This is a genomic window from Roseomonas nitratireducens, from assembly GCF_017813355.1.
Taxonomy (GTDB): Bacteria; Pseudomonadota; Alphaproteobacteria; order Acetobacterales; family Acetobacteraceae; genus Neoroseomonas; species Neoroseomonas nitratireducens.
The window spans coordinates 100,945-121,507 of record NZ_JAGIYZ010000002.1 but is presented as its reverse complement, the minus strand read 5'-3'; the positions used below and the strand labels follow the sequence as shown (position 1 = coordinate 121,507).

Annotated in this window: 18 protein-coding genes; 8 read left to right on the top strand and 10 right to left on the bottom strand. The window is 72.2% G+C overall.

Annotation, left to right across the window (positions count from 1 at the left end):
• Positions 1–12 precede the first annotated feature (12 nt).
• Complete coding sequence (gene mfd / locus J5Y09_RS02955; protein ID WP_209350261.1) at positions 13–3,501, bottom strand: transcription-repair coupling factor; 3,489 nt, start codon at positions 3,499–3,501, stop codon at positions 13–15.
• Positions 3,456–3,755, bottom strand: coding sequence for an FAD assembly factor SdhE (locus tag J5Y09_RS02950; protein WP_209350260.1), 300 nt, complete (start codon positions 3,753–3,755; stop codon positions 3,456–3,458). The genes mfd and J5Y09_RS02950 overlap by 46 nt, the downstream gene beginning before the upstream one ends.
• Before the next feature lie 27 nt (positions 3,756–3,782).
• Here J5Y09_RS02950 and recG point away from each other — a divergent pair, with 27 nt between their 5' ends.
• The 8 genes from recG to J5Y09_RS02910 all read left to right on the top strand — a co-directional run bounded on the left by recG (position 3,783) and on the right by J5Y09_RS02910 (position 12,330).
• Positions 3,783–5,906: an ATP-dependent DNA helicase RecG gene (gene recG / locus J5Y09_RS02945; protein WP_209350259.1), complete on the top strand. Its 2,124-nt coding sequence runs from the start codon at positions 3,783–3,785 to the stop codon at positions 5,904–5,906.
• Between the two features lie 102 nt (positions 5,907–6,008).
• Positions 6,009–6,740, top strand: a complete 732-nt coding sequence (locus J5Y09_RS02940; RefSeq protein ID WP_209350258.1) for an ABC transporter ATP-binding protein — start codon at positions 6,009–6,011, stop codon at positions 6,738–6,740.
• Complete coding sequence (locus tag J5Y09_RS02935; protein ID WP_209350257.1) at positions 6,740–7,468, top strand: ABC transporter permease; 729 nt, start codon at positions 6,740–6,742, stop codon at positions 7,466–7,468. The genes J5Y09_RS02940 and J5Y09_RS02935 overlap by 1 nt, the downstream gene beginning before the upstream one ends.
• Positions 7,469–7,471: 3 nt before the next feature.
• Positions 7,472–9,409 carry a GldG family protein gene (locus J5Y09_RS02930; protein ID WP_209350256.1) on the top strand — a complete coding sequence of 646 codons (1,938 nt, stop codon included), beginning with the start codon at positions 7,472–7,474 and terminating at the stop codon, positions 9,407–9,409.
• A 10-nt stretch (positions 9,410–9,419) separates the two neighbouring features.
• Complete coding sequence (locus J5Y09_RS02925) at positions 9,420–10,475, top strand: DUF4340 domain-containing protein (protein ID WP_209350255.1); 1,056 nt, start codon at positions 9,420–9,422, stop codon at positions 10,473–10,475.
• On the top strand, positions 10,472–10,909 hold the full coding sequence (locus J5Y09_RS02920) for an NUDIX hydrolase (protein ID WP_209350254.1): 438 nt from the start codon (positions 10,472–10,474) through the stop codon (positions 10,907–10,909). Before J5Y09_RS02925 ends, J5Y09_RS02920 begins: the two co-directional genes overlap by 4 nt.
• 76 nt (positions 10,910–10,985) lie before the next feature.
• A complete protein-coding gene (locus tag J5Y09_RS02915; protein ID WP_209350253.1) occupies positions 10,986–11,249 on the top strand; it encodes a hypothetical protein in 264 nt (87 codons plus the stop codon).
• A gap of 67 nt (positions 11,250–11,316) precedes the next feature.
• Entirely contained in the window at positions 11,317–12,330 is a 1,014-nt protein-coding gene (locus tag J5Y09_RS02910; protein WP_209350252.1) for a Bug family tripartite tricarboxylate transporter substrate binding protein, read from the top strand.
• A 6-nt stretch (positions 12,331–12,336) separates the two neighbouring features.
• On the opposite strand, the gene J5Y09_RS02905 is transcribed toward J5Y09_RS02910, so the two are convergent.
• The 8 genes from J5Y09_RS02905 to J5Y09_RS02870 all read right to left on the bottom strand — a co-directional run bounded on the left by J5Y09_RS02905 (position 12,337) and on the right by J5Y09_RS02870 (position 20,461).
• Positions 12,337–13,713 carry a sigma-54-dependent transcriptional regulator gene (locus tag J5Y09_RS02905; RefSeq protein ID WP_209350251.1) on the bottom strand — a complete coding sequence of 459 codons (1,377 nt, stop codon included), beginning with the start codon at positions 13,711–13,713 and terminating at the stop codon, positions 12,337–12,339.
• 4 nt (positions 13,714–13,717) lie between these two features.
• A complete protein-coding gene (locus J5Y09_RS02900; RefSeq protein WP_209350250.1) occupies positions 13,718–13,987 on the bottom strand; it encodes a hypothetical protein in 270 nt (89 codons plus the stop codon).
• 1 nt (position 13,988) lies between these two features.
• Positions 13,989–14,927 (bottom strand): protein-methionine-sulfoxide reductase catalytic subunit MsrP, encoded by a 939-nt coding sequence (msrP, locus tag J5Y09_RS02895; RefSeq protein ID WP_209350249.1) that lies wholly within the window; start codon positions 14,925–14,927, stop codon positions 13,989–13,991.
• Positions 14,928–14,974: 47 nt separating this feature from the next.
• A complete protein-coding gene (locus J5Y09_RS02890; RefSeq protein WP_245216788.1) occupies positions 14,975–16,438 on the bottom strand; it encodes a glycosyltransferase family 39 protein in 1,464 nt (487 codons plus the stop codon).
• Entirely contained in the window at positions 16,438–17,541 is a 1,104-nt protein-coding gene (locus tag J5Y09_RS02885; RefSeq protein ID WP_209350248.1) for a glycosyltransferase, read from the bottom strand. The genes J5Y09_RS02890 and J5Y09_RS02885 overlap by 1 nt, the downstream gene beginning before the upstream one ends.
• A gap of 51 nt (positions 17,542–17,592) precedes the next feature.
• Entirely contained in the window at positions 17,593–19,158 is a 1,566-nt protein-coding gene (locus J5Y09_RS02880; protein WP_209350247.1) for an EAL domain-containing protein, read from the bottom strand.
• Between the two features lie 97 nt (positions 19,159–19,255).
• Complete coding sequence (locus J5Y09_RS02875; protein ID WP_209350246.1) at positions 19,256–19,720, bottom strand: YybH family protein; 465 nt, start codon at positions 19,718–19,720, stop codon at positions 19,256–19,258.
• A 60-nt stretch (positions 19,721–19,780) separates the two neighbouring features.
• A complete protein-coding gene (locus tag J5Y09_RS02870) occupies positions 19,781–20,461 on the bottom strand; it encodes an NIPSNAP family protein (protein ID WP_209350245.1) in 681 nt (226 codons plus the stop codon).
• Between the last annotated feature and the right edge of the window lie 102 nt (positions 20,462–20,563).

Here is a 20,563-nt window from a genome sequence, read left to right as displayed (position 1 = left end):
CCGGCCGCGCCCCTAGGCCGCCTTCGCCTGCTGCGCGACGCGCACCAGGGCCGCGAGCAATTGTCGCGCGGCCTTCACCCGCTGCGGCAGGTCCATCTCCGCCAGCAGCGCGACCTTGTGGTCCGGGCGCAGCTTCACCGCACCCTTCTGCCCCTGCACCCAGGCGACCAGCCCGCCGGGGTTGGCGAATCGATTGCCGCGGAAGGACAGCACCACGCCCTTCGGGCCGGCATCGAGCTTCTCGACGCCCGCCGCGCGACAGAGCCGCTTGATCGCGACGACGGCCAGCAGGTTCTCGACCTCCGCCGGCACCGGGCCGAACCGGTCGGCCAGCTCGGCCGCCATCGCATCCGTCTCGGCGTCGGACGCGAGCGCGCCGATGCGGCGATAGAGGCCGAGGCGCACCGGCAGGTCGGTGACATAGGCTTCGGGGATCAGCACCGGCAGGCCGAGGTTGATCTGCGGCGTCCAGTCGCGTTCCGACGCGCCGCCATCCTTCCCCTGCCCGGCCTTGATGTCGGCCACCGCCTCCTCGAGCATCTGCTGATACAGCTCGATGCCGACCTCGCGGATCTGGCCGGACTGTTCCTCGCCCAGCAGGTTGCCCGCGCCGCGGATGTCGAGGTCGTGCGAGGCGAGGGTGAAGCCGGCGCCGAGGTTGTCGAGCGTCTGCATCACCTCGAGCCGCTTCTGCGCCGCGCCCGACAGCCGGTGCGATTCCGGCCAGGTCAGGTAGGCATAGCCGCGCAGCTTGCCGCGCCCGACGCGCCCGCGCAGCTGATACAGCTGGGCAAGCCCGAACATGTCCGCGCGGTGGATCAGCAGCGTGTTCACCGCCGGCATGTCGAGTCCGCTTTCCACGATGTTCGTCGACAGCAGGATGTCGTGCCGTCCGTCGCCGAACTCGGTCATGACGCGCTCGAGCTCGGTGGGCGACAGCCGCCCATGCGCCTGGATGGTTCGAGCCTCGGGCACGATCTCGGCCAGCCGCTCGGCGACCTTCGCCATGTCCTCGATGCGCGGGACGACGCAGAAGACCTGCCCGCCGCGGAAGCGCTCGCGCTGGATCGCCTCCCGTAGCACCACCGGGTCCCAGGGCATGATGAAGGTGCGCACCGCGAGCCGATCGACGGGCGGCGTCGCGATCACGCTCATCTCCCGCACGCCGGTCAGCGCGAGTTGCAGCGTGCGGGGGATGGGCGTGGCGGTCAGCGTCAGCACATGCACGTCGGCCTTGAGCGACTTCAGCGCTTCCTTGTGCTTGACGCCGAAATGCTGCTCCTCGTCCACGATGACGAGGCCGAGATTGTCGAACTCGATCCCCTTCGCGAGCAGCGCGTGGGTTCCGACGACGATGTTCACCTCGCCGGCCTTCAGCGCCTCCCGCACCTCGGCCGCCTCCTTCGCGGTGACCATGCGGGAGAGTTGCGCGACGCGCAGCGGGAAGCCGGCGAAGCGCGCGGTGAAGGTTCGCGCGTGCTGGCGCGCGAGCAGCGTGGTCGGCACCACCACCGCCACCTGGCTGCCGGACATGGCGGCGACGAAGGCGGCGCGCAGCGCGACCTCGGTCTTGCCAAAGCCGACATCGCCGCAGATCAGCCGGTCCATCGGGCGCCCGGCGGACAGATCCTCGAGCACATCGGCGATGGCGCGGGACTGGTCCTCGGTCTCGGCGAAGGGGAAGCGGGAGCAGAACTCGTCCCACAGCCCTTCCGGGGGCGTGGCCAGCACGCCGTCCTTCATCCGCCGCAGCGCGGCGGTGCGGATCAACTCGCCCGCCATGTCGCGGATGCGCGCCTTCGCCTTGGACTTGCGGTTCTGCCAGGAGACGCCGCCGAGCTTGTCGAGCGCCACGCCCGCCGTCTCGGTGCCGAAGCGCGAGAGGATCTCGATGTTCTCGACCGGGACGAACAGGCGGTCGCCGCCATCGTAGGTCAGCTTCAGGCAGTCATGCGGCGCGCCGTTCACCTCGATGGTGACGAGCCCTTCATAGCGCCCGATGCCGTGGTCCTGGTGCACCACGAGGTCGCCCTCGGCGATCTCGGTCGCATCCGCGATGAACTGGTCGGCGCGGCGGCGGCGGCGCGGCGGGCGGGCGATGCGCTCGCCGAGGATGTCCTGCTCCGCCGTGACCGCGAGGCCCTCGGCCACGAAGCCGCGCTCGAGGCCCATCACCACGAGGCCGACGACACCCTCGGGCAGTTTCCGCGCGGCGTGGAAATCCTCCGCCGGCGTGGCGGCGAGGCCGTTCTCCCGCAGCAGGTTCGCGAGCCTTTCGCGCGAGCCCTTGGTCCAGGCGGCGAGCAGCGGGCGGCGCCCGGCCTTCACTTGGCCCGCGGCAAGCGCGGCATAGGCGGCGAACACGTTCTCCCCGGCGGTGCGCGCCTCGGTCAGGAGGGGGCCGGGGCGGCCGCCGGCCTCGATCCCCGTCCCGCCCTCCGGCTTCGCGAAGGGAATGAACTGCAGCACGGGGCCGCCGGCGAGCATCGCGTCCCACCCCTCGCGGTCGAGATGCAGCGTGGCTGGCGGTGCGGGGCGGTAGGGAACCTCCCCTTCCGCGACGCGCACGGGCACGCGCCGGGCCTCGTAATGGTCGACCACCATCTCGAAGCGCGCGGTGGCGACATCCTCGGCCTGGTGGTCGAAGCTCACGCTCGCCCCGGGCAGGTAGTCGAGCAGCGTCGCCATGCCCTCGTGGAACAGGCCCGCCCAATGCTCCATGCCGGGATGCTTGCGGCCCGCGCTGACCGAGACATAGAGCGGGTCGTCCGCGGCCGCCGCGCCGAACAGCTCCCGATAGGCGGTGCGGAAGCGGGCGCGGGAGGCCTCGTCGAGGAACACCTCCCCCACCGGCCGCAGGCGGAGCTCGGGCACGACCTTGCCGCTGCGCTGGGTCGCCGTGTCGAAGCGGCGGAGGTCCTCGATCTCGTCGCCGAACAGGTCGAGCCGCACCGGGTCGCTCTCCCCGGCCGGATAGAGGTCCACGATTCCGCCGCGCACGGCGTATTCGCCGTGTTCCATCACCGTGCCGGTGCGGTGGTAGCCATTGGCCTCGAGGAAGGCGGTCAGCGCTTCCGGCTGCACGCGCCCGCCCTTCCTCAGATGCAGCGTCGCGCCCTGGAAGGTCGCGGCCGGCGGCACCTTCTGCGCGATCGCGTTGACCGTCGTCAGCAGGATGCGCGGCCGAGGCGGCGGCTCGAGCAGCCTTGTCAGCGTGGCGACGCGCTCGGCGACGATCTCCGGATTGGGGGAGACGCGGTCATAGGGCAGGCAATCCCAGGCCGGGAAGCGGAGCACCTCGGCCTCGGGGGCGAAGAAGCCGATCGCCTCGGCCATCCGGGCCATGCGGGCGTCGTCGCGGCAGACATGCACGACGGGCTCGGCGACCTCCGCCCGGCGGCGGCACAGCAGAAGGGCGTCGAATCCTTCGGGGGCGCCGTGGACCGGAACGGCCCTCACCGCGCCGCCCCCGGCGGGACGCCGGCGCCCGTCCGCCCGCATTCGGCGGCCATGCGGCGGAGCATGGGCGTGTCGGCCTCCGGCGGGATGGGCCGGCGGCCGGACAGCCAGTCGGCGAGGTCGACATCCCAGTGTTCGAGAACGGCCTCGATCTCGTCGAGCTCGGCCTCGGTGAAGCTGGCGATGTTGCGCTGGACGAAGCCGCCGATCATCAGGTCGGCTTCCTTGGTGCCGCGATGAAGCGCGCGGAACACGAGGCGGCGGCGGCGCGGGTCGATATCCTGGGGTTCGGGCATGGCGGTCGCGCTGGCATATAGAGGCCGATGGGAATCGTGTCAGCCCAGCCAGACCCGGAACGGACGCAGGGCGCCGATGCGCTGGCGCCGTTGCTCGCCCCGATCGCAGCGCTCAAGGGGGTGAAGGAGAACGAGGCGCGGCTGATCGCCAAGGCGGCCGGCGGGCCGCGCGTGCTCGACCTTCTGCTCCACCTGCCCGAGCGCTACCTGCTGCGCCGGCGCATCGAGCGCCCGTCCCAGGCGATGCCGGACGGGGAGGTGCTGGTCCAGGCCGTCATCGGATCCCACAAGGCGGGGCGGTCGGCGCAGGGCCGCCCCTATGTCCGCGTGCGCTGCGAGGCGGGCGGCGAGCGGCTCACCGCCTTCCTGATGAACTGGCAGAAGCCCTGGGCGGAAAAGGCGCTGCCGGTCGGCTCGGCGCGCTGGCTCGCCGGCACGCTGAAGGAGGAGGAGGACGGCGACTGGGTCATCGTCAACCCGCAGGTCGCGGCGCGGGAGGAGACGATCCCGCGCGTCCAGCCGGTCTGGCCGCTGACCGGCGCGCTGACGCTGCCGCAGGTGACGCGTGCGATGGGGGCCGCGCTGCCGCTGCTGCCCGACTTCGCCGAATGGCAGGATGCGCCGCTGCTGCGGCGGGAAGGCTGGCCCGGCTTCGCCGCCGCGCTGCGGGCCTTGCAGGCGCCGGACGCCGAGCCGGGCGAGCCGCCGCGCAAGCGCCTTGCCTATGACGAGCTGCTGTCCGGCCAGGTCGCGCTCGGCCTGGTGCGGCGGAGATCGCGGGAGAGGCCGGGGCGCGCGCTGTCCGGCGACGGCGCGCTGCGGGCGAAAGCGCTCGCCGCCTTCGGCTTCCCGCCCACCGAAGCCCAGCGGCAGGCGATCGGGGAGATCGACGCGGACCTCGCCGCGCCCCGCCGTATGCTGCGCCTGCTGCAGGGCGATGTCGGCGCCGGCAAGACGCTGGTCGCGCTGATGGCCATGCTGCGCGCCGCCGAAGCCGGCGCCCAGGCGGCGCTGATGGCGCCGACGGAACTGCTCGCGCGGCAGCACCTGCGCACCTTCGAAAGGCTCTGCGGGGCGGCGGGCGTGCCCGTCGCACTGCTGACCGGCAGCGTGAAGGGGAAGGAACGCAAGCGCGTGCTGGCCGGCCTCGCGGACGGGTCGATCCCGCTCGTCCTCGGCACCCATGCGCTGTTCCAGGAAGGGGTGCTGTTCCGCGACCTCGGCCTTGCCGTGGTGGACGAGCAGCACCGCTTCGGCGTCGCCCAGCGCCTGATGCTGGCGGAAAAGGGCGAGGCGGTGGACCTGCTGGTGATGACCGCGACGCCCATCCCGCGCACGCTGCTGCTGACGCAATGGGGGGAGATGGCGGTCAGCCGGCTGGCCGGGAAGCCGCCGGGCCGCCAGCCCATCACGACACGCATCGTCAGCCAGGACCGTCTGGCGGACATCGTTGCCCGGCTGGGGGAGGCGCTGGCGCGGGAGGATCGCGCCTATTGGGTGGTGCGCGCGATCAGCGGGTCCGAGCGCGACGACTCCGTCGCCGCCGAGGATCGCTTCGCGGAACTCTCGGCCCGCTTCCCGGGCGTGGTGGGCCTGGCGCACGGCATGCAGGACATCGAAGTGCGCGAAGCGGCGCTGGCCGATTTCGCCGCGGGGCGCACCCGCCTGCTGGTCGCGACCACCGTCATCGAGGTCGGCGTGGACGTGCCCGAGGCGACGATCATGCTGATCGAGCAGGCGGAACGCTTCGGCCTTGCCGCGCTGCATCAGCTGCGCGGGCGGGTCGGGCGCGGCACCCGCCCATCCTCCTGCCTGCTCGTCCATTCCCCCGGCCTGACCGAGGGAGAGAAGCGCCGCCTGCTGGTGCTGCGCGATTCGGAGGATGGCTTCGTGATCGCCGAGGAGGATCTGCGCCAGCGCGGCGGGGGCGATGCGCTCGGCGCGCGGCAGGCCGGCCTGCCGGGGGCGCGGCTGCTCGACCCGCGGGAGGACCCGGAGGAATATGCCCGGCTGGTGGACATCGCCCATCGCGACGCGGAACTGCTGCTCCAGAAGGACCCGGCGCTGGCCGGCCCGCGCGGTCGCGCGGCGCGCCAGCTGCTCGCGCTGTTCGGCCACGACATGAGCATGGCGCCGCTCGACGCGGGCTGAGAACGGTCCCGGGGGGTTGCATCCGGGGCCCCGGCGCGTCAAATCGCCCGCCGCCCGACGAGGCTTCTGTCCGGAACGGTCAATCAAAGGGGAGATCCGGCCTTGGCCGCCTTGATCGAGATCGAGCGCCTGACCAAGCGGTTCGGCGCCTTCACGGCCGTGGACGACGTGTCGTTCAGCGTCGGCCGCGGGGAGGTCGTGGGCTTCCTCGGCCCCAACGGCGCCGGCAAGTCCACGACGATGAAGATGCTGGCCGGCTTCGTGACGCCCACCGCCGGCACCGCGCGCATCTGCGGCCATGACGTGGTCGATGCGCCGGTCGCGGCCAAGCGCGCGCTGGGCTACCTGCCGGAAGGCGCGCCCACCTATCCCGAGATGACGGTCGCCGCCTTCCTCGGCTTCGTCGCGCGCATCCGCGGCTATCGCGGCGGCGAGGCCGCGGACCGCATCGCCGGCGCGATGGCCATGACGCAGCTCGAAGGCGTGCGGCTGCAGCCGATCGAGACGCTCTCCAAGGGCTTCAAGCGGCGCGTCGGCCTCGCGCAGTCGCTGCTGCACGACCCGCCCGTGCTGGTGCTCGATGAACCCACCGACGGGCTCGACCCGAACCAGAAGCACGAGGTGCGCGAACTCATCCGCCGCATGGCGCCGGAGAAGGCGATCGTGATCTCGACCCATATCCTCGAGGAGGTGGACGCCGTCTGCACCCGCGCGATCATCATCGCGCATGGCAAGGTGCTCGCGGATTCCACGCCCAAGGCGCTCGAGGCGCCGGGCAAGACGCTGGAACAGGTGTTCCGCGAATTGACGACGAAGCGCGCGGAGGCCGCGTGATGGGTGCCATCGCGGTCGCGCGGCGGGAACTCGCCGCCTACTTCGCCACCCCGGTCGCCTACGTGTTCATCGTCATCTTCCTGATGATGTCGGGCGCGCTGACCTTCACCATCGGCGGCTTCTTCCAGCGCGGGCAGGCCGACCTCGGGCCCTTCTTCACCTTCGTGCCCTGGCTGTTCCTGTTCCTGGTGCCGGCGCTGACCATGCGCCTGTGGGCCGAGGAACGGCGGCTGGGCACGATCGAATTGCTGCTGACGCTGCCGCTGCCCCAGTGGCAGGCCGTGGTCGGGAAATTCCTCGCCGCCTGGGCCTTCTGCGCCATCGCGCTGGTGCTGACCTTCCCGCTGGTGCTGACGGTCAACTACCTGGGCGACCCGGACAATGGCGTGATCCTGGCGGGCTATGCGGGCTGCCTGCTGGTCGCGGGCGCCTATCTCGCAATCGGCGCGGCCATGTCGGCCATGACGAAGAACCAAGTCATCGCCTTCGTCCTCGCCGTCGCGGTCTGCTTCCTGTTCGCCGCGGCGGGTTCGCCGGTGGTGACGGAGTTCCTCTCGAAGCGCATCCCCATGCTGGCCGAGATCGCCCGCGGGCTGTCGCTGACGGAAAGGCTGAACGGCATCACGCGCGGCGTCATCGCGCTGCGCGACATCGTCTTCTTCGCCACCTTCATGGGCTTCTTCCTGTTCGTGAACGCGGTCGTGCTCGACCACCGGAAGGCGGACTGAACGATGAGCGGCACCCCCACCCCGCGCCCCGGCACGCGGCGCATCTGGTCCTCGGCGCTCGGCGTGCTCGCCGCGGCGCTGCTCGCCATCGGCGTCAACATGCTGGTGGACCGGGTCGCGCCGCGGGCGCGCATCGACCTGACGCAGCAGCGGCTCTACACCCTGTCGGACGGCACGCGGTCCGTGCTGCAGGGGCTGACGGACCCCGTGACGCTGCGGCTGTTCTATTCGCGCCGCCTGGGCACGGCGGTGCCGGCCTATGGCGCCTATGCCGAGCGCGTGCGCGCGATGCTCGAGGAATATGTCGCCGTCTCCGGCGGCCGCGTGCGGCTTGAGGTCTTCGACCCCGAGCCCTTCAGCGAGACCGAGGACCGCGCGCTGGCCTTCGGCCTGCAGGGCGTGCCCGTCGACCAGTCCGGGGAGCAGATCTATTTCGGCCTGGCCGGCGTGAACCTGCTGGACGATGAGCGCACGATCCCGTTCTTCCAGCCGGAGCGCGAGCGCTTCCTGGAATTCGACCTGACGCGCCTCGTCTACGAATTGTCCAACCCGCGCCGCCCGGCCATCGGCGTGCTGTCCAGCCTGCCGGTCAACGGCGACCCGCGCATGATGATGATGATGCGCGGCAATCCGGCCGCGCAGCCCTATGCCGTGATGCAGACGCTGCGGCAGTTCTACACTGTGCAGGACGTGGCGCTGGACGCGCAGGTGATCGCGCCGGACATCCAGGTGCTGCTGGTGATCCACCCGCAGAATCTGCCCGACGCGACGCTGTACGCCATCGACCAGTTCGTCATGCGCGGCGGCAAGCTGATTGCCTTCGTCGATCCGCATTCGGAAGGCCAGGCCGGGCGCCCCGGCCCAGGCGGCCGGCCGCCGGCGCAGACCTCCTCCAACCTCGACCGGCTGTTCCACGCCTGGGGGGTGGAAGCGGCGACGGATGGCGTCGTGCTCGACCTGCGCGGCGCCTGGCGCGTGCGGGCAAGCCCGACCGACCGCGTGCAGGCGGTGGACTACGTCGCCTGGTACAACCTCCAGGGCGATTCCATCAGCGACGCGGAAGTCGCGACGGCGCAGCTGAACCAGGTGACGGTCGCCTCCGCCGGCTGGGTCCGGCTGCGCGACGGCGCGACGGTGGAGATGGTCCCGCTGCTGCGCAGCAGCGATCGCAGCATGCGCGCGAATGTCGAACGCGTGCGCGAGAACCCCGAGCCCGCCCGCATCCTGGCCGAGTTCCGCCCGGACGGGCAGCGCCGCACCATCGCCGCGCGCATCAGGGGCGAGGTCGCCACCGCCTTCCCCGAGGGTCCGCCCGCCCCGCCGGAAGGCGCCGAGCGGCCTGAAGGCTTCCCCGCCCACGTCGCGCGCAGCAGCGGCCCGGCGAACTTCGTCGTCTTCGCCGATGCCGACGTGCTGGAGGACCGCTACTGGGTCCGGGTGCAGGACTTCTTCGGCCAGCAGGTGGCCACGCCGATCAGCGACAATGGCGCGATGGTGGCGAACCTGGTCGACACGCTCTCGGGCGGGGATGCGCTGATCTCGCTGCGGTCCCGCGGCGAATCGCTGCGCCCCTTCACGGTGGTCGAGGACATCCGCCGCGATGCCGATGCCCGCTTCCGCCAGACGGAGCGCGAGCTGACGGAACGCCTGCAGCAGACCGAACGCCGCCTGCGCGAACTGCGCCAGGGCCAGCAGGGCCAGGGGCAGTCGAGCGCGGTCATCACGCCCGAGCAGCGCGCCGAGATCGACGCGGCGCGGGCGCAGATCCTGCAGACGCGCCAGCAACTGCGCGCCGTCCAGCTCGACCTGCGCCGCGACATCGAGGGGATGGAAACCTGGCTGCGCATCCTCAACATCGCCGGCGTTCCGCTGATGCTCGCGCTGTTCGCCATCGGCCTCGGCGTGGCGCGCGCGCGCCGGCGCGCCGCGGCACGGGCCTGAGGAGGCGGTCATGGATCGTCGGATGCTGCTTCTGCTCGGCGGCGGCGCCGCCGCGACCATCGGCGGGGCGCTGCTGCTCGCCCCCGGCACGCCGCCGCCGCCATCCCCGGCGAACGCGGAACTCGCCTTCCCCGGCCTCGCCCAGCGCCTGCAGGGCGCGGCGCGGATCGAGGCACGCCGCCATGACGGCGCGATCGAGATCGCCCGCCGCGGCGAGACCTGGGTCCTGCCCACGCGCGGCGGCTATCCCGTGCGGCAGGAGAAGGTGCGCGAACTGCTCGTCGGTCTGACCGAGCTGCGCCTGACCGAACCGCGCACCGCGAATCCCGACCTGCTCGACCGGCTGGGGCTCGAGGATCCGGCCCGCGCGGGCGCCACCTCCACCCTGCTGCGCGTGCTGGATGCACAGGGCGCGCCGATCGCGGAACTGGTCATCGGCCGGCGCCGCGTCCGCACCCAGGGCAACGTGCCGGAAAGCGCCTATGTGCGCCGCCCGGCGGAAAACCAGGCCTGGCTCGCCGAAGGGCGCATCCCGGTCGATGCCGACCAGCAGCTCTGGATCGACCGGGACATCGCCAACCTGCCGCGGGAACGCGTGCGCCGCGTGGCGGTCGCGCGCACGGGGGAGGCGCCGCTCGAACTCACCCGCGGCGAGGGGCCGGACGGGCGCCTGGCCGTGACCGCGCCCGCCGATGCGCCGCCGACCGACGAGGCGACGCTGGACGAGGTCGGCCGCGCCTTCGAATTCCTGACCTTCCTCGATGTACGGCTCGAGGCCGACATCCCCGGAACGCCGCTCGGCCAGGCGCGCTTCGAGCTGACCGACAACCTCGCGATCGTGGTCCGGCCGCGCAAGGATGGCGAGGCGATCTGGGTCACGCTCGCCGCCGAGGGCGACGACGAGGCGGCGCGGCTCAACGCCCGCTGGCGCGGCTGGGCCTACCAGGTCGGCCAGTGGAAGGAGAAGGCCTTCGCCCCGACGCTGGCCGAACTCCGCCGGCAGGAGGAACCGCCGGCCGAGGCGCCCGAGGCCGAGACGCCCGCCGACCCGCCCCGCCCGCAGTGACGGGACGCGAATATCCCGACCGGCCCTGGGTCGGCATCGGCTGCATCGTGTTCAAGGGCGATGCGGTGCTGCTCGTGCAGCGCGGCAAGCCGCCGCGCATGGGCAAGTGGTCCCTGCCCGGCGGCGCGCAGCATGTCGGCGAGCGGGCCGAGGACGCGGCACGGCGCGAATTGCGCGAGGAAGCCGGCATCGAGGTCGGGCGGATGGAACTCGCCATCGTGGTCGACGCCATCACGCGCGATGCCGAGGGCCGCGCGCTCTATCACTACACGATCATCGACTTCGCGGCGGAATGGGTGAGCGGCCAGGCGATCGCGGCGGACGATGTCTCCGCCGTCGCCTGGGCGCTGCCCGCCGATCTTCCTGCCTTCGACCTGACGCCGGAGACGCATCGCGCCATCGCCGCGGCCAAGGCCGTTCTTTCGCGCGCGTAACGCCACGCCCGGCGGCTTGCGGCACGACGTGGAACGCCGCACGGTCGCCGCTCAACCTGATGCGGGAACGACGTCCATGACCAAGCGCCTTGCCGCGATGCTCGCCGTCCTCGCCAGCCTGGCCGCGCCCGCCGCCGTGGCGCAGAGCACCCCGGCCACCGTCTATTGCGTCAACAACCGCATCATGGTCGAGCGCGCCACCATGTCGCAGATGCAGAGCGGCCGCGGCCATTCCGAGATCTGCATCATCGGCCCGTCCTTCGACTTCCAGCCGGACGGCGTCACCTGGGTGCGGCAGAACCTGCGCGCCGATGTGGGCGGGAATTGCCGCTGCCGCTGAGCGGGCCCTTCCCTCCACGTCTCCGGCGCGGCAGGCTGCCCCCAACAGCACAGCCGGAGACCGCAGCATGACCGAGGCATCCCCGATCCGGCGCCGCATCCTGATGGCCGGCGCCGCAGGCGTCCTCGCCACGCCGGGGGTGGCCCGCGCGCAGGCCGTCGCAGGCGGGCGCACCGTGCGCGTCATCGTCGCCTTCCCGCCCGGCGGCGCGGTGGACATCACGAGCCGGCTCTTCGCCGAGCGGCTCGGGCCCGCGCTCGGCCAGACCGTGGTGGTGGAAAACCGCGCCGGCGCCGGCGGGCTGATCGGCGCCGACGCGATCGCCAAGGGAGACAAGGACGGCAGCGTGCTCGGCCTGCTCAGCGCCACCACTTGGTGCGCCGCGCAGTTCATGCATGCGCGCATGCCCTTCGATACGCAGCGCGACCTCCTGCCCGTCACGCAGTTGACCGACGGCGCGCGGCTCTGCGTCGTCAACGCGCAGACGGCGCAGACGCGCGGCTGGACGGATTTCCGCGCGCTGGTGCAGTGGTCGCGCGCCAATCCCGAGCAGGTGCGGATGGGCTCCTCGGGCTCCGGCACCTCCTCCCACCTCAACATCGCGGCCATCAACCGCTTCGCCGACGCGAAGATCCTGCACGTGCCCTATCGCGGCGGCGGGCCGGCCATCAACGACCTGCTCGCCGGCACGATCGACATGATGTTCGACGTGATGCCGGCGCTGATGCCGCATGTCGAAAGCGGGAAGTTCAAGGCGCTCGCCGTCTCCTCCGCCGACCCGCTGGCGATCCTGCCCAACGTGCCGGGGATGAAGGCCTTCGCCGACCTCGGCCTGGGCGATCATTCGCTGATCAACTGGAACGTCGTCTCGGTGGCCGGCGGCACGCCGGCGCCCGTCGTGCAGCGGCTGTTCGAGGCGGTGCAGACGATCGCGCGCCAGCGCGAGTTCATCGAGCGCCTCCGCCCGCTCGGCTACGGCATCGTGCTGAGCGACAGCCCCGCCGCCGCGGCGCAGATGATCCGCGGCGAGATCCCGCGCTGGCAGCGGATGGTCGAGATCTCCGGCGCGCGGATCGAGTAGCTCGCCTCAGCCGCGCTGGCCGCCCCAGGCTTCCCGCTTGCGATAGAGCGTGGAAGGGCTGACGCCCAGGAAGGCCGCCGCCTTCGGGATGTTGCCGCCGCACAGGCGCACCGCTTCCTCGATCGCCTCCCGCTCCACCTCGGCAAGCGGGCGGATGCGGCGCGCCGGGTCGCTCGCGCGTCCGCCGGGCGCGGCCGCGGGCGGGGCCGCGCCGCCATGGACCGTGACGGGCAGCATGGCGGCCGTCACTTCCTCCGCATCGTGCAGCACGACGGCGGTGCGGATGGCGTTCTCCAGTTCCCGAACATTGCCCGGCCAGCGATGCGCGCGCAGCAGCGCCAGCGCATCCGGGGCGAAGCGGGCGAAGCGCTTGCCTTCCTCGGCCGCGCTGCGGGCAAGGAAGGCGTCGGCGAGAAGGATCACGTCCTCCCCCCGCTCGCGCAGCGGCGGCAGGGCGACCGGAACCACGTGCAGGCGGTAGTAGAGGTCTTCGCGGAAGCGGCCGGCGCGCACTTCCTCGAGCGGGTCGCGGTTGGTCGCGCAGACGAAGCGGACATCCGTGCGCAGCGGCTTGCTCGCCCCCACCGGCACGAAGCTGCCGGTCTGGATGAAGCGCAGCAGCTTGCCCTGCAACGCTAGGTCCATCTCGCACAGCTCGTCGAGAAACAGCGTGCCGCCATCCGCCGCCCGCGCCGCGCCCGGGCGGTCGGCGACCGCGCCGGTGAAGGCGCCGCGCACATGGCCGAAGATCTCGCTCTCGATCAGGTCCTTCGGGATGGCGGCGCAGTTCAGCGCGACGAAGGCGCCGCCGGACCGTGGCGACAGCGCGTGGACCGCCTCCGCGGCCAGTTCCTTGCCCGTGCCGCTCTCGCCCGTCACGAAGACCGTCGCGCGCGACGGCGCGGCGTTCTCCAGGATGCGATAGACGGTCTGCATGGCCGGCGCGGCGCCGATGAAGCCGGCGAAGCCCCCGCGCGGCGCGCCGGCGGCCAGCGTCGCGACTTCCCGCCGCAGCGCGGCGCGTTCCAGCACGTTCGCGACGGTGACGACCAGGCGCTCGGCCGGAAAGGGCTTGACGAGGAAGTCCGACGCGCCGGCCCGCATCGCATCCACCGCGACCGAGACGGAGCCATGCGCGGTCATCACTACGACCGGCGGCGGATTGGGCGCCGCGCGGATTTCCGCGAGCAGGCCGAGCCCATCGCCGTCGGGCAGGCGGAGGTCGAGCAGCACGGCATCCGGGGGTCGTTCCGCCAGCGCCTCCCGCGCCGCGCCGAGCGTCGAGGCGTGCTGGATCGCATGCCCCTCCCCGCGCAGGTATTCGCGATAGAGCGTCGCGAGCGAAAGGGTATCCTCGACGAGGAGGAGCCGCGCCTGCGGCATCCCTTCAGCCCCGGCCCGGGCGAAGCGACGCGGCGAGAAGGAAGCAGGCGCCGATCAGCGCCGGCAGCACCCAGGCCGGCGTGTTCAGCAGCGGCACGAACAGCCCGTCCCAGAGTTCGGGAAAGAGGTATCGCTGCACCCCCGCCTGCAAGCTGTTCAGCGCCGCGGGATTGATTCGGAACAGCAGCGCCCCGAGCGGCCACCACGCGCCAAGCGTGAGCGCCAGCATCAGTGCCGAGGCGAAGAACAGCAGTGCGACTGTCTTGAGGACCATCTCAGGCCCAAAGTCGCTCGTTCCCGAGGCCGGTGTAAAGGTCCGCCACGAAATCCCCGTAGCCGTTGAACAGCCGCGTCGGGATGCGCTCATTCGTGCCGATCACGCGTTCGCTGGCCTGGCTCCAGCGCGGGTGCGACACCTCGGGGTTCACATTGGCCCAGAAGCCGTATTCCTGCGGCTGGATGCGTTCCCAGAAGGACACCGGGCGGCGGTCCGTCAGCGTGATCCGCACCAGGCTCTTGCCGGCCTTGAAGCCGTATTTCCAGGGCTGGTGGAAGCGGATCGGGCCGCCATTCTGCGGCGCGAGTTGCTTGCCGTAGGCGCCGACCACCATGAACGAGAGTTCGTTCGCCGCCTCGGCGATGGTGCAGCCCTCGATATAGGGCCAGGGGTACCAGGATTGCCGGAGCCCAGGCATCACGGAGGGGATCGCCGCCGTCTCGAAGACGACGTAGCGGGCGGAGGCGAGCGGCTTGACCACGCCGAGCAGCGCCGAGAGCGGGAAACCCGTCCATGGCACGACCATCGACCAGGCCTCGACGCAGCGCAGGCGGTAGACCCGCTCCTCGAGCGGCATGGTGGTCAGCAGGTCCTCGATGCCGAATTCGCGCGGGGTCTCGACCATGCCCTCGACCTTCACGGTCCAGGGGCGCTGCGGCAGGCGCTGGGCCTCGCGGCTGATCGTCTTGTGGCTGCCGAATTCGTAGAAATTGTTGAAGGTGGTCGCCTCGCGCTCGGCGGTGATGTCGCGGCCCGGCGCGTAGCGCGTGTTGCGCATGGCCGGCAGCGGGGCGAGCGTGCCCTGCGCCAGCGCCGCGGGGGCGGCGCCGAATATGGCCGCGCCCAGGCCGATCGCCTTGCGGCGCCCGAACACGAGGTGTTCCGGCGTGACGCGGCTTTCCGGAATCTCCCAGCCGCGAGGAATGCGGATCGGCATCGGCGATACTCCCTACTGCCCGGGAAATCGGGCCTTTCCCCGCTGTTTCAACCTCCTCCGGACCGCGGCAGGACCGCGGCCGGGGGCTGGCCCGGCGCCGGGACCACGCGCCAGAGCCGATAGGCCTCCGCCGTCACCCCGCCGCGCCGCCGGACCAGGCGACCGTCCTCGCCCGGGATGGGTTCCGCCCCGGGCCAGTTTGGCGGCCATTCCCCCCGTCTTTCGCTGCGGACCAGCAGGCCGGTTACGCCCGCCGGCGGGGTGGGGAGCGAAAAATGCTGCCACCGCCCGTCCATCGCCACCACCACGCGCCCCGGCGGCAGGCCGAAGGCCAGGACGGAAGCGAGCCCATATTCCTCGGCCGCGACGAAGGCCGCGCCCTGCGCCGCCGCGGCGGCCTCCACATCGCCCAGGAAGGCGTCCCACCCGGCCAGGCGCGCGAGCGTCGGGTCGGCCCCGCGCGGCAGCGGCAGCGGCGCCGCCGCGGCCTGGAGATAGACCGCCCCGGTCATCGCGCCGCCAAGCACGAGGGCAGGCACGCGCAGCCGCATCCAGCGCGGCGCGGCGAGCAGCGCCGCCGCGGCGATGGCCGCCGCCGGATAGAGGATCGCCGGCCAATTGCCCTGTACCCGGCTGCCCGTCGCCTGCCAGAGGAAGATCGCCGCGCCGGGCAGGATCAGCGCCGCCAGCAGCAGCGCCGCCGCATCGCGCCCGCGCCACCATTGCCGCGCCGCCGCCGCCGCCCCCGCGACGCACAGCAGGAAGACGAGCGGCGTCGCGAGCCCGACCTGCGCGCCGATCAGTTCGCCGAGGTAGCGCAGCGCGTCGCCGACATCGCCATCACCGTCGCCCGCGCGGCCGCCCTGCTTGGCGAAGGACGCCCAGCCATTGGCGGCGTTCCAGGCGATGACCGGCGCGAAGGCCAGCATCGCCAGCACCCCGCCCGCCCAGGGCTGCCAGCGCAGCAGCCAGCGCCGCATGGCCGGGTCGGCCAGCAGCCAGAAAAGGATGCCCAGGCCCAGCAGCGCCGCGGTGTACTTGCTGGCCAGCGCAAGGCCCGCCAGCAGGCCCGCGACAAGCCACCAGCGGCCATCCCCGGTCGCGTGCAGCCGCGCCAGCGCCCAGATCGTCGCCGTCCAGAAGAACAGCAGCGGCGTGTCCGGCGTCATGGCGATGGCGCCGACGCCGGCCAGCAGCGTCGCGTTCAGCAGCGCGGCCGCCCAGGGGCCGGCGCGGCGGCCGGGGAACAGGTCCTCCGCCGCGCGCATCAGCAGCAGGGAACCGAGCGCGAGCGAGAGCGGCCCCAGCAGCCGCACCCCGAGCGGCGTCTCCCCCGCCAGCAGGGTGCCCGCGCGGATGAAGATCGCCACCATCGGCGGATGGTCAAGGTAGCCGCCCTGCAGCCCGCTCGACCAGACCCAGTAATAGGCCTCGTCCGGCGCCAGCGGCAGGATCGCGGCGAGCCACAGGCGCAGCAGCGTCAGCGCGGCCAGCGCCAGCAGCCAGGGCATCAGCGCGGCCGCCAGACCAGCGTCGAGGAAACGGCGTAGTTCCACACCACCGTCAGCGCCGCCCCCGCGGCCCCGGCCACGCCCCAGCCCGCGACGCCGTCACGCACCAGCAGCCCGGCGATGCCGACATTGGCGACGGCGCCGATGCCGCACACGACGTAAAACAGCACCAGCCCGCGCAGCAGCCGCGGCCCGCGCAACTTCCGGTCGCGATAGGTGATGCGGTTGTTGAGCAGGAAGTTCGCCGTCATGGCGACCAGGGTCGCGGCCCATTGCGCCGCGCCGAAGCCTACCGGCCCGACCCCGTGCAGCAGCCCGAGCACGGCCAAGTGCACCAGCACCCCGATGCCCCCCACCAGCGCGAAGGCCATGAAGCGCAGCGGCACGATGCCGCCCAGCGCCTTGTCCGCCAGCAGCCCGGCGAATTCCAGCAGCACCGTGGCGTCGAGCTTGCTTTCCCCCGCTTCCCGGGCGCGGAAGGTGTAGGGGATCTCGGCCACCTGAAGCGGCCGCCCAGCCGAGAGCAGGATGTCGAGCAGAATCTTGAACCCCGTGGCGGTCAGTCGGGGCGCCATCTCCTCGAACAGTTCGCGCGGCAGGGCGAAGAAGCCGCTCATCGGGTCGGCCACCTTCACCGGCAGCGCGGCGTTGGCGAGCGCCGCGCCGGCGTTTGAGACGAGCCGCCGGACGGGCGACAACCCCTCCCCCATCTCCCCGCCCTCGACATTGCGGCTGCCGACCGCGATCTCGGCGGCGCCCGATTCGAGCGCCGCGAGCATCCGCGGCAGGATCGTCTCGTCGTGCTGGAGGTCGCCGTCGATGACGGCGACGAAGGGCGCGGCAGTCGACAGGATACCCTCGACGCAGGCCGAAGCGAGGCCGCGCCGGCCGATCCGGCGGATGCAGCGCACCCGCGAGTCCCGTGCGGCGATGGCCTTGGCGCGCGCGGCCGTGCCGTCCGGGCTGTCGTCGTCGACGAAGATCGCCTCCCAGGCGATGCCGGCGAGTGCGGCGTCCAGGCGCGCGACCATGGGCGCGACGTTGGGCGCCTCGTTGTAACAGGGGATCACCACGGCAAGGCGCGGCGGGGCGGGCTCGGTCATGGCCGTCGCTTCCTGCGCCGGCCGGCGCGGAAGGGCAAGCGCCGGGCGCGGTCAGCCGCCGGGCAGCGCCCCTGGCCGGCCGAACAGGTAGCCCTGGCCGAAGGCGACCCCGAGGTCGCGCATCAGGGCCGCCTCGGCCTCGGTCTCGATCCGCTCGGCGACCACCTGGGCGCCGACGGCGCGGGCGAGGTCGACCATGGCGGCGATGAAGCCGCGGTCCCGCTCGCTTTCCAGCGCGTTCGCGACATAGGTCCCGTCGACCTTCACGAAATCCACCCGGAAGGCGCGCAGGTAGCGGAAGGCGGCGGACCCGGCGCCGAAATCGTCGATGCAGATGGGCAGGCCGAGTTCGCGCAGCGCGTCCACGGTGCGCCGCGCCTCGGCCTCGTCCTCGATCTCGGCGGTTTCCGTGATCTCGACCAGCAGGCGCCGGGCGACTTCCGGAATGGCGGCCAGCATGGCGCAGAGCTTTTCCCGGAAGGGCGGGGATTGCAGCGACAGGCCCGAGAGGTTGCAGGCGATGCGCGCCCCGCTCGCGGCCCGCGCCGCCTCGCAGGCGGTCTCGACCACGGCCCAGTCGAGGTCTTCCGAGAGCGCGACCGTCTCGGCCAGGGCGATGAATTCGGAGGCCTGGTCGAAGGGCGTGCCGGGGGTCGGGATGGGGCGCAGCAGCGCCTCGTAATGGTGCGGCGTGCGGTCGGCGAGCAGGACGATGGGCTGGAAGGCGAGCCGGAAGCGGCGTTCCTCGATGGTGCGCCGGAGGCCGGCGGCGCGCTCGGCGGCGCTGGCGACGAAGCCGGCAAGGCCGCCGGCGAAGCCCGCCTTGGCGAGTTCCGCCTCCCCGCCCCGGGCGAAGGCGGACAGCGCGAAGCGCAGCGCGCGCGTGGCCTGGACGGGGTTCAGCCCCTGGTCGGCGAGCGGCAGCGCGCGGGTGCCGACGCGTCCCGGCAGGCCATGGCGCGCGAGAAGCCCCGCCACCTGGTTGGCGAGCGCGCCGAGGTCCGGCATGGCGTCGCCCTTGACCAGGCCGTAGCGCCCGGGGCCGAGGTCCGTCGCGATCGAGCCCGCGCCGCCACCCTGCGCGATCGCTTCCTGGATTCGCGCCGCGAGTTCGGGCCGCGGGGCGATCGGCCCGCCATCGCCGGTCAGTTCGATGAGCGTGACGGCGCCAGGCGAGTCCCCCGCGCGCATGAGGTCCTCCGCCGCCCGGGCGAGCCCCGGACCGCCGGGCATGGGTCCGCCCGGCAGTTCATGCGGCAGGGGTGCCAGGGTCAGGCAGAAGCGTCCGGTTCGCCCGGGCGCGGCAAGCCCCGCGATGCTGAAGGGGGCCCGCCCTGCATCCGACAGGCGGATGGCGGTCGGCCGGAGCCGGCCCGTCGCGGCCAGCAGTTCGAGTGCCGTGCCAAGGCCGGAGCGGAGTTCCCGCGCCACCAGGTCGGTGACCTTCCGGCCGATGAATTCGGTGCCGGGCTTGCCAAAGCGCGCGCGGAAGGCGCCCTCGGCGAAGGTGATCCGCCCATGCGCATCCGTCTCGACCAGGAGTTCCGCCGCCGCGAAGGCGAAGGTCAGGAACCGGTCGGCGGCGGAGATCTCCGGCAGGCGGGGTGTGTCCAGCATGGGTCCTGCAACGCGGGCGGTAGAGCATCCTCGCCGCAGGGCCTTAAGCGGGAATGAAGCGCAGCCATTCCGTCCGCGATTTAACGCTGGCCGCCGGTCAGCGCGCCTTGATCGGCCTTGCGCCGTGGCTGTCCTGCGGCACGCCGCGACCGAGCGACATGTGGCTGTGCACGCCAAGCCAGCGCCCATCCGGCTGCTTCTGCAGCACGATGGTCGCGCGGCCGGGCCGGTCGAATTCCCGCCCGTCGGGATGCCAGCCGATGCTGGTCCAGGGCGTGATCGCGATGGCCATCGCCCCGTCCGGGGAGGCCAGCACCTCGGTATTGCCCAGGTCGAAGGTGAACTCCTTCGTGCGCGGCCAGACGTTGGACCATTGCGTGTCGGTCCAGGCCTGCCGGCTGCGGACCAGTTCCTGGAAGGTGCCGAAGATGACGATGTCGTCGTGCCAGAAGGGGTAGGCCGACCGGAAGTCGACATCGCGCACGCAGGCGGCGAAGCGGTCGAGCCAGTCGAGGATTTCCGCCCGCGTCGCGGCGCCCGCCTCGGGAATGGGAAGGGTCATCGGGGTGCTGTCCAGGCCGGTGCGGTCCGGGCGGGACCGAAGCCCCGCCCGGTCGCCGCGTCACTTCACGACGGAAAAGGCGGTCGGCTTCAGCGCCATGACGGTCTGCTGCTTCAGCGCGCCGAGGCCGCCCACGACCTTCCCGAACTCCTGCCATTGCGGGTCGTTCGCCATGGCGCTGCGGCGCCGGTCGCGATCGCCGAAGCCTTCGTAGAGCCAGCAGAACACCACCTGGTTGATCGGCCCGATCTCGGTCACGCCGAACATCAGCAACTGGCCGAGCAGCCGCTTCTGCACCGGCAGGCCGAGTTCCTCGTAAGCCTTCAGCCAGAGCGGCATCTTGCCCGGATGGAAATCATAGGTGCGGTGGTCGACGATCATCCCCGTCCCGCCGATCTCCCGCTTGAAGGCGAAATCCTTCGCGGACTGGATGGGGGAGAAGGAGGTCGGCTTCAGGAACTTCACCTCCTGCGCCATCAGGCAGCCGGCGGAGGCCTTCTTGAAGTCGGCCCATTGGGGGTCGGCTTCCCGGGCGGCGAGGCCGGCGTCGCGGGTGTCGATGTCATCCCAGCCGCGCATGAAGACGAAGCGGTTGATCGGGCCGACCTCGGCCGTGAAGGTGCCGAGGGAGGGCGCGCCGAGCGTGCGGACCGAGGAGGGGAAGCCGTGGTTCCCGAAGGCCTCGATCCATTGCGGCTGCTTGCCGGGATGGAAGGTGTATTGCCGGTGTTCGATGTACATGGCGGTTCCTCTTCACGCGCGGGCGGCACCTTCGGCCGGGCGCGGCCGCCACGCAACCCTGCGCCCGTGGCCCTTTGGTGCGACGCACAAACTTCTGCTGCG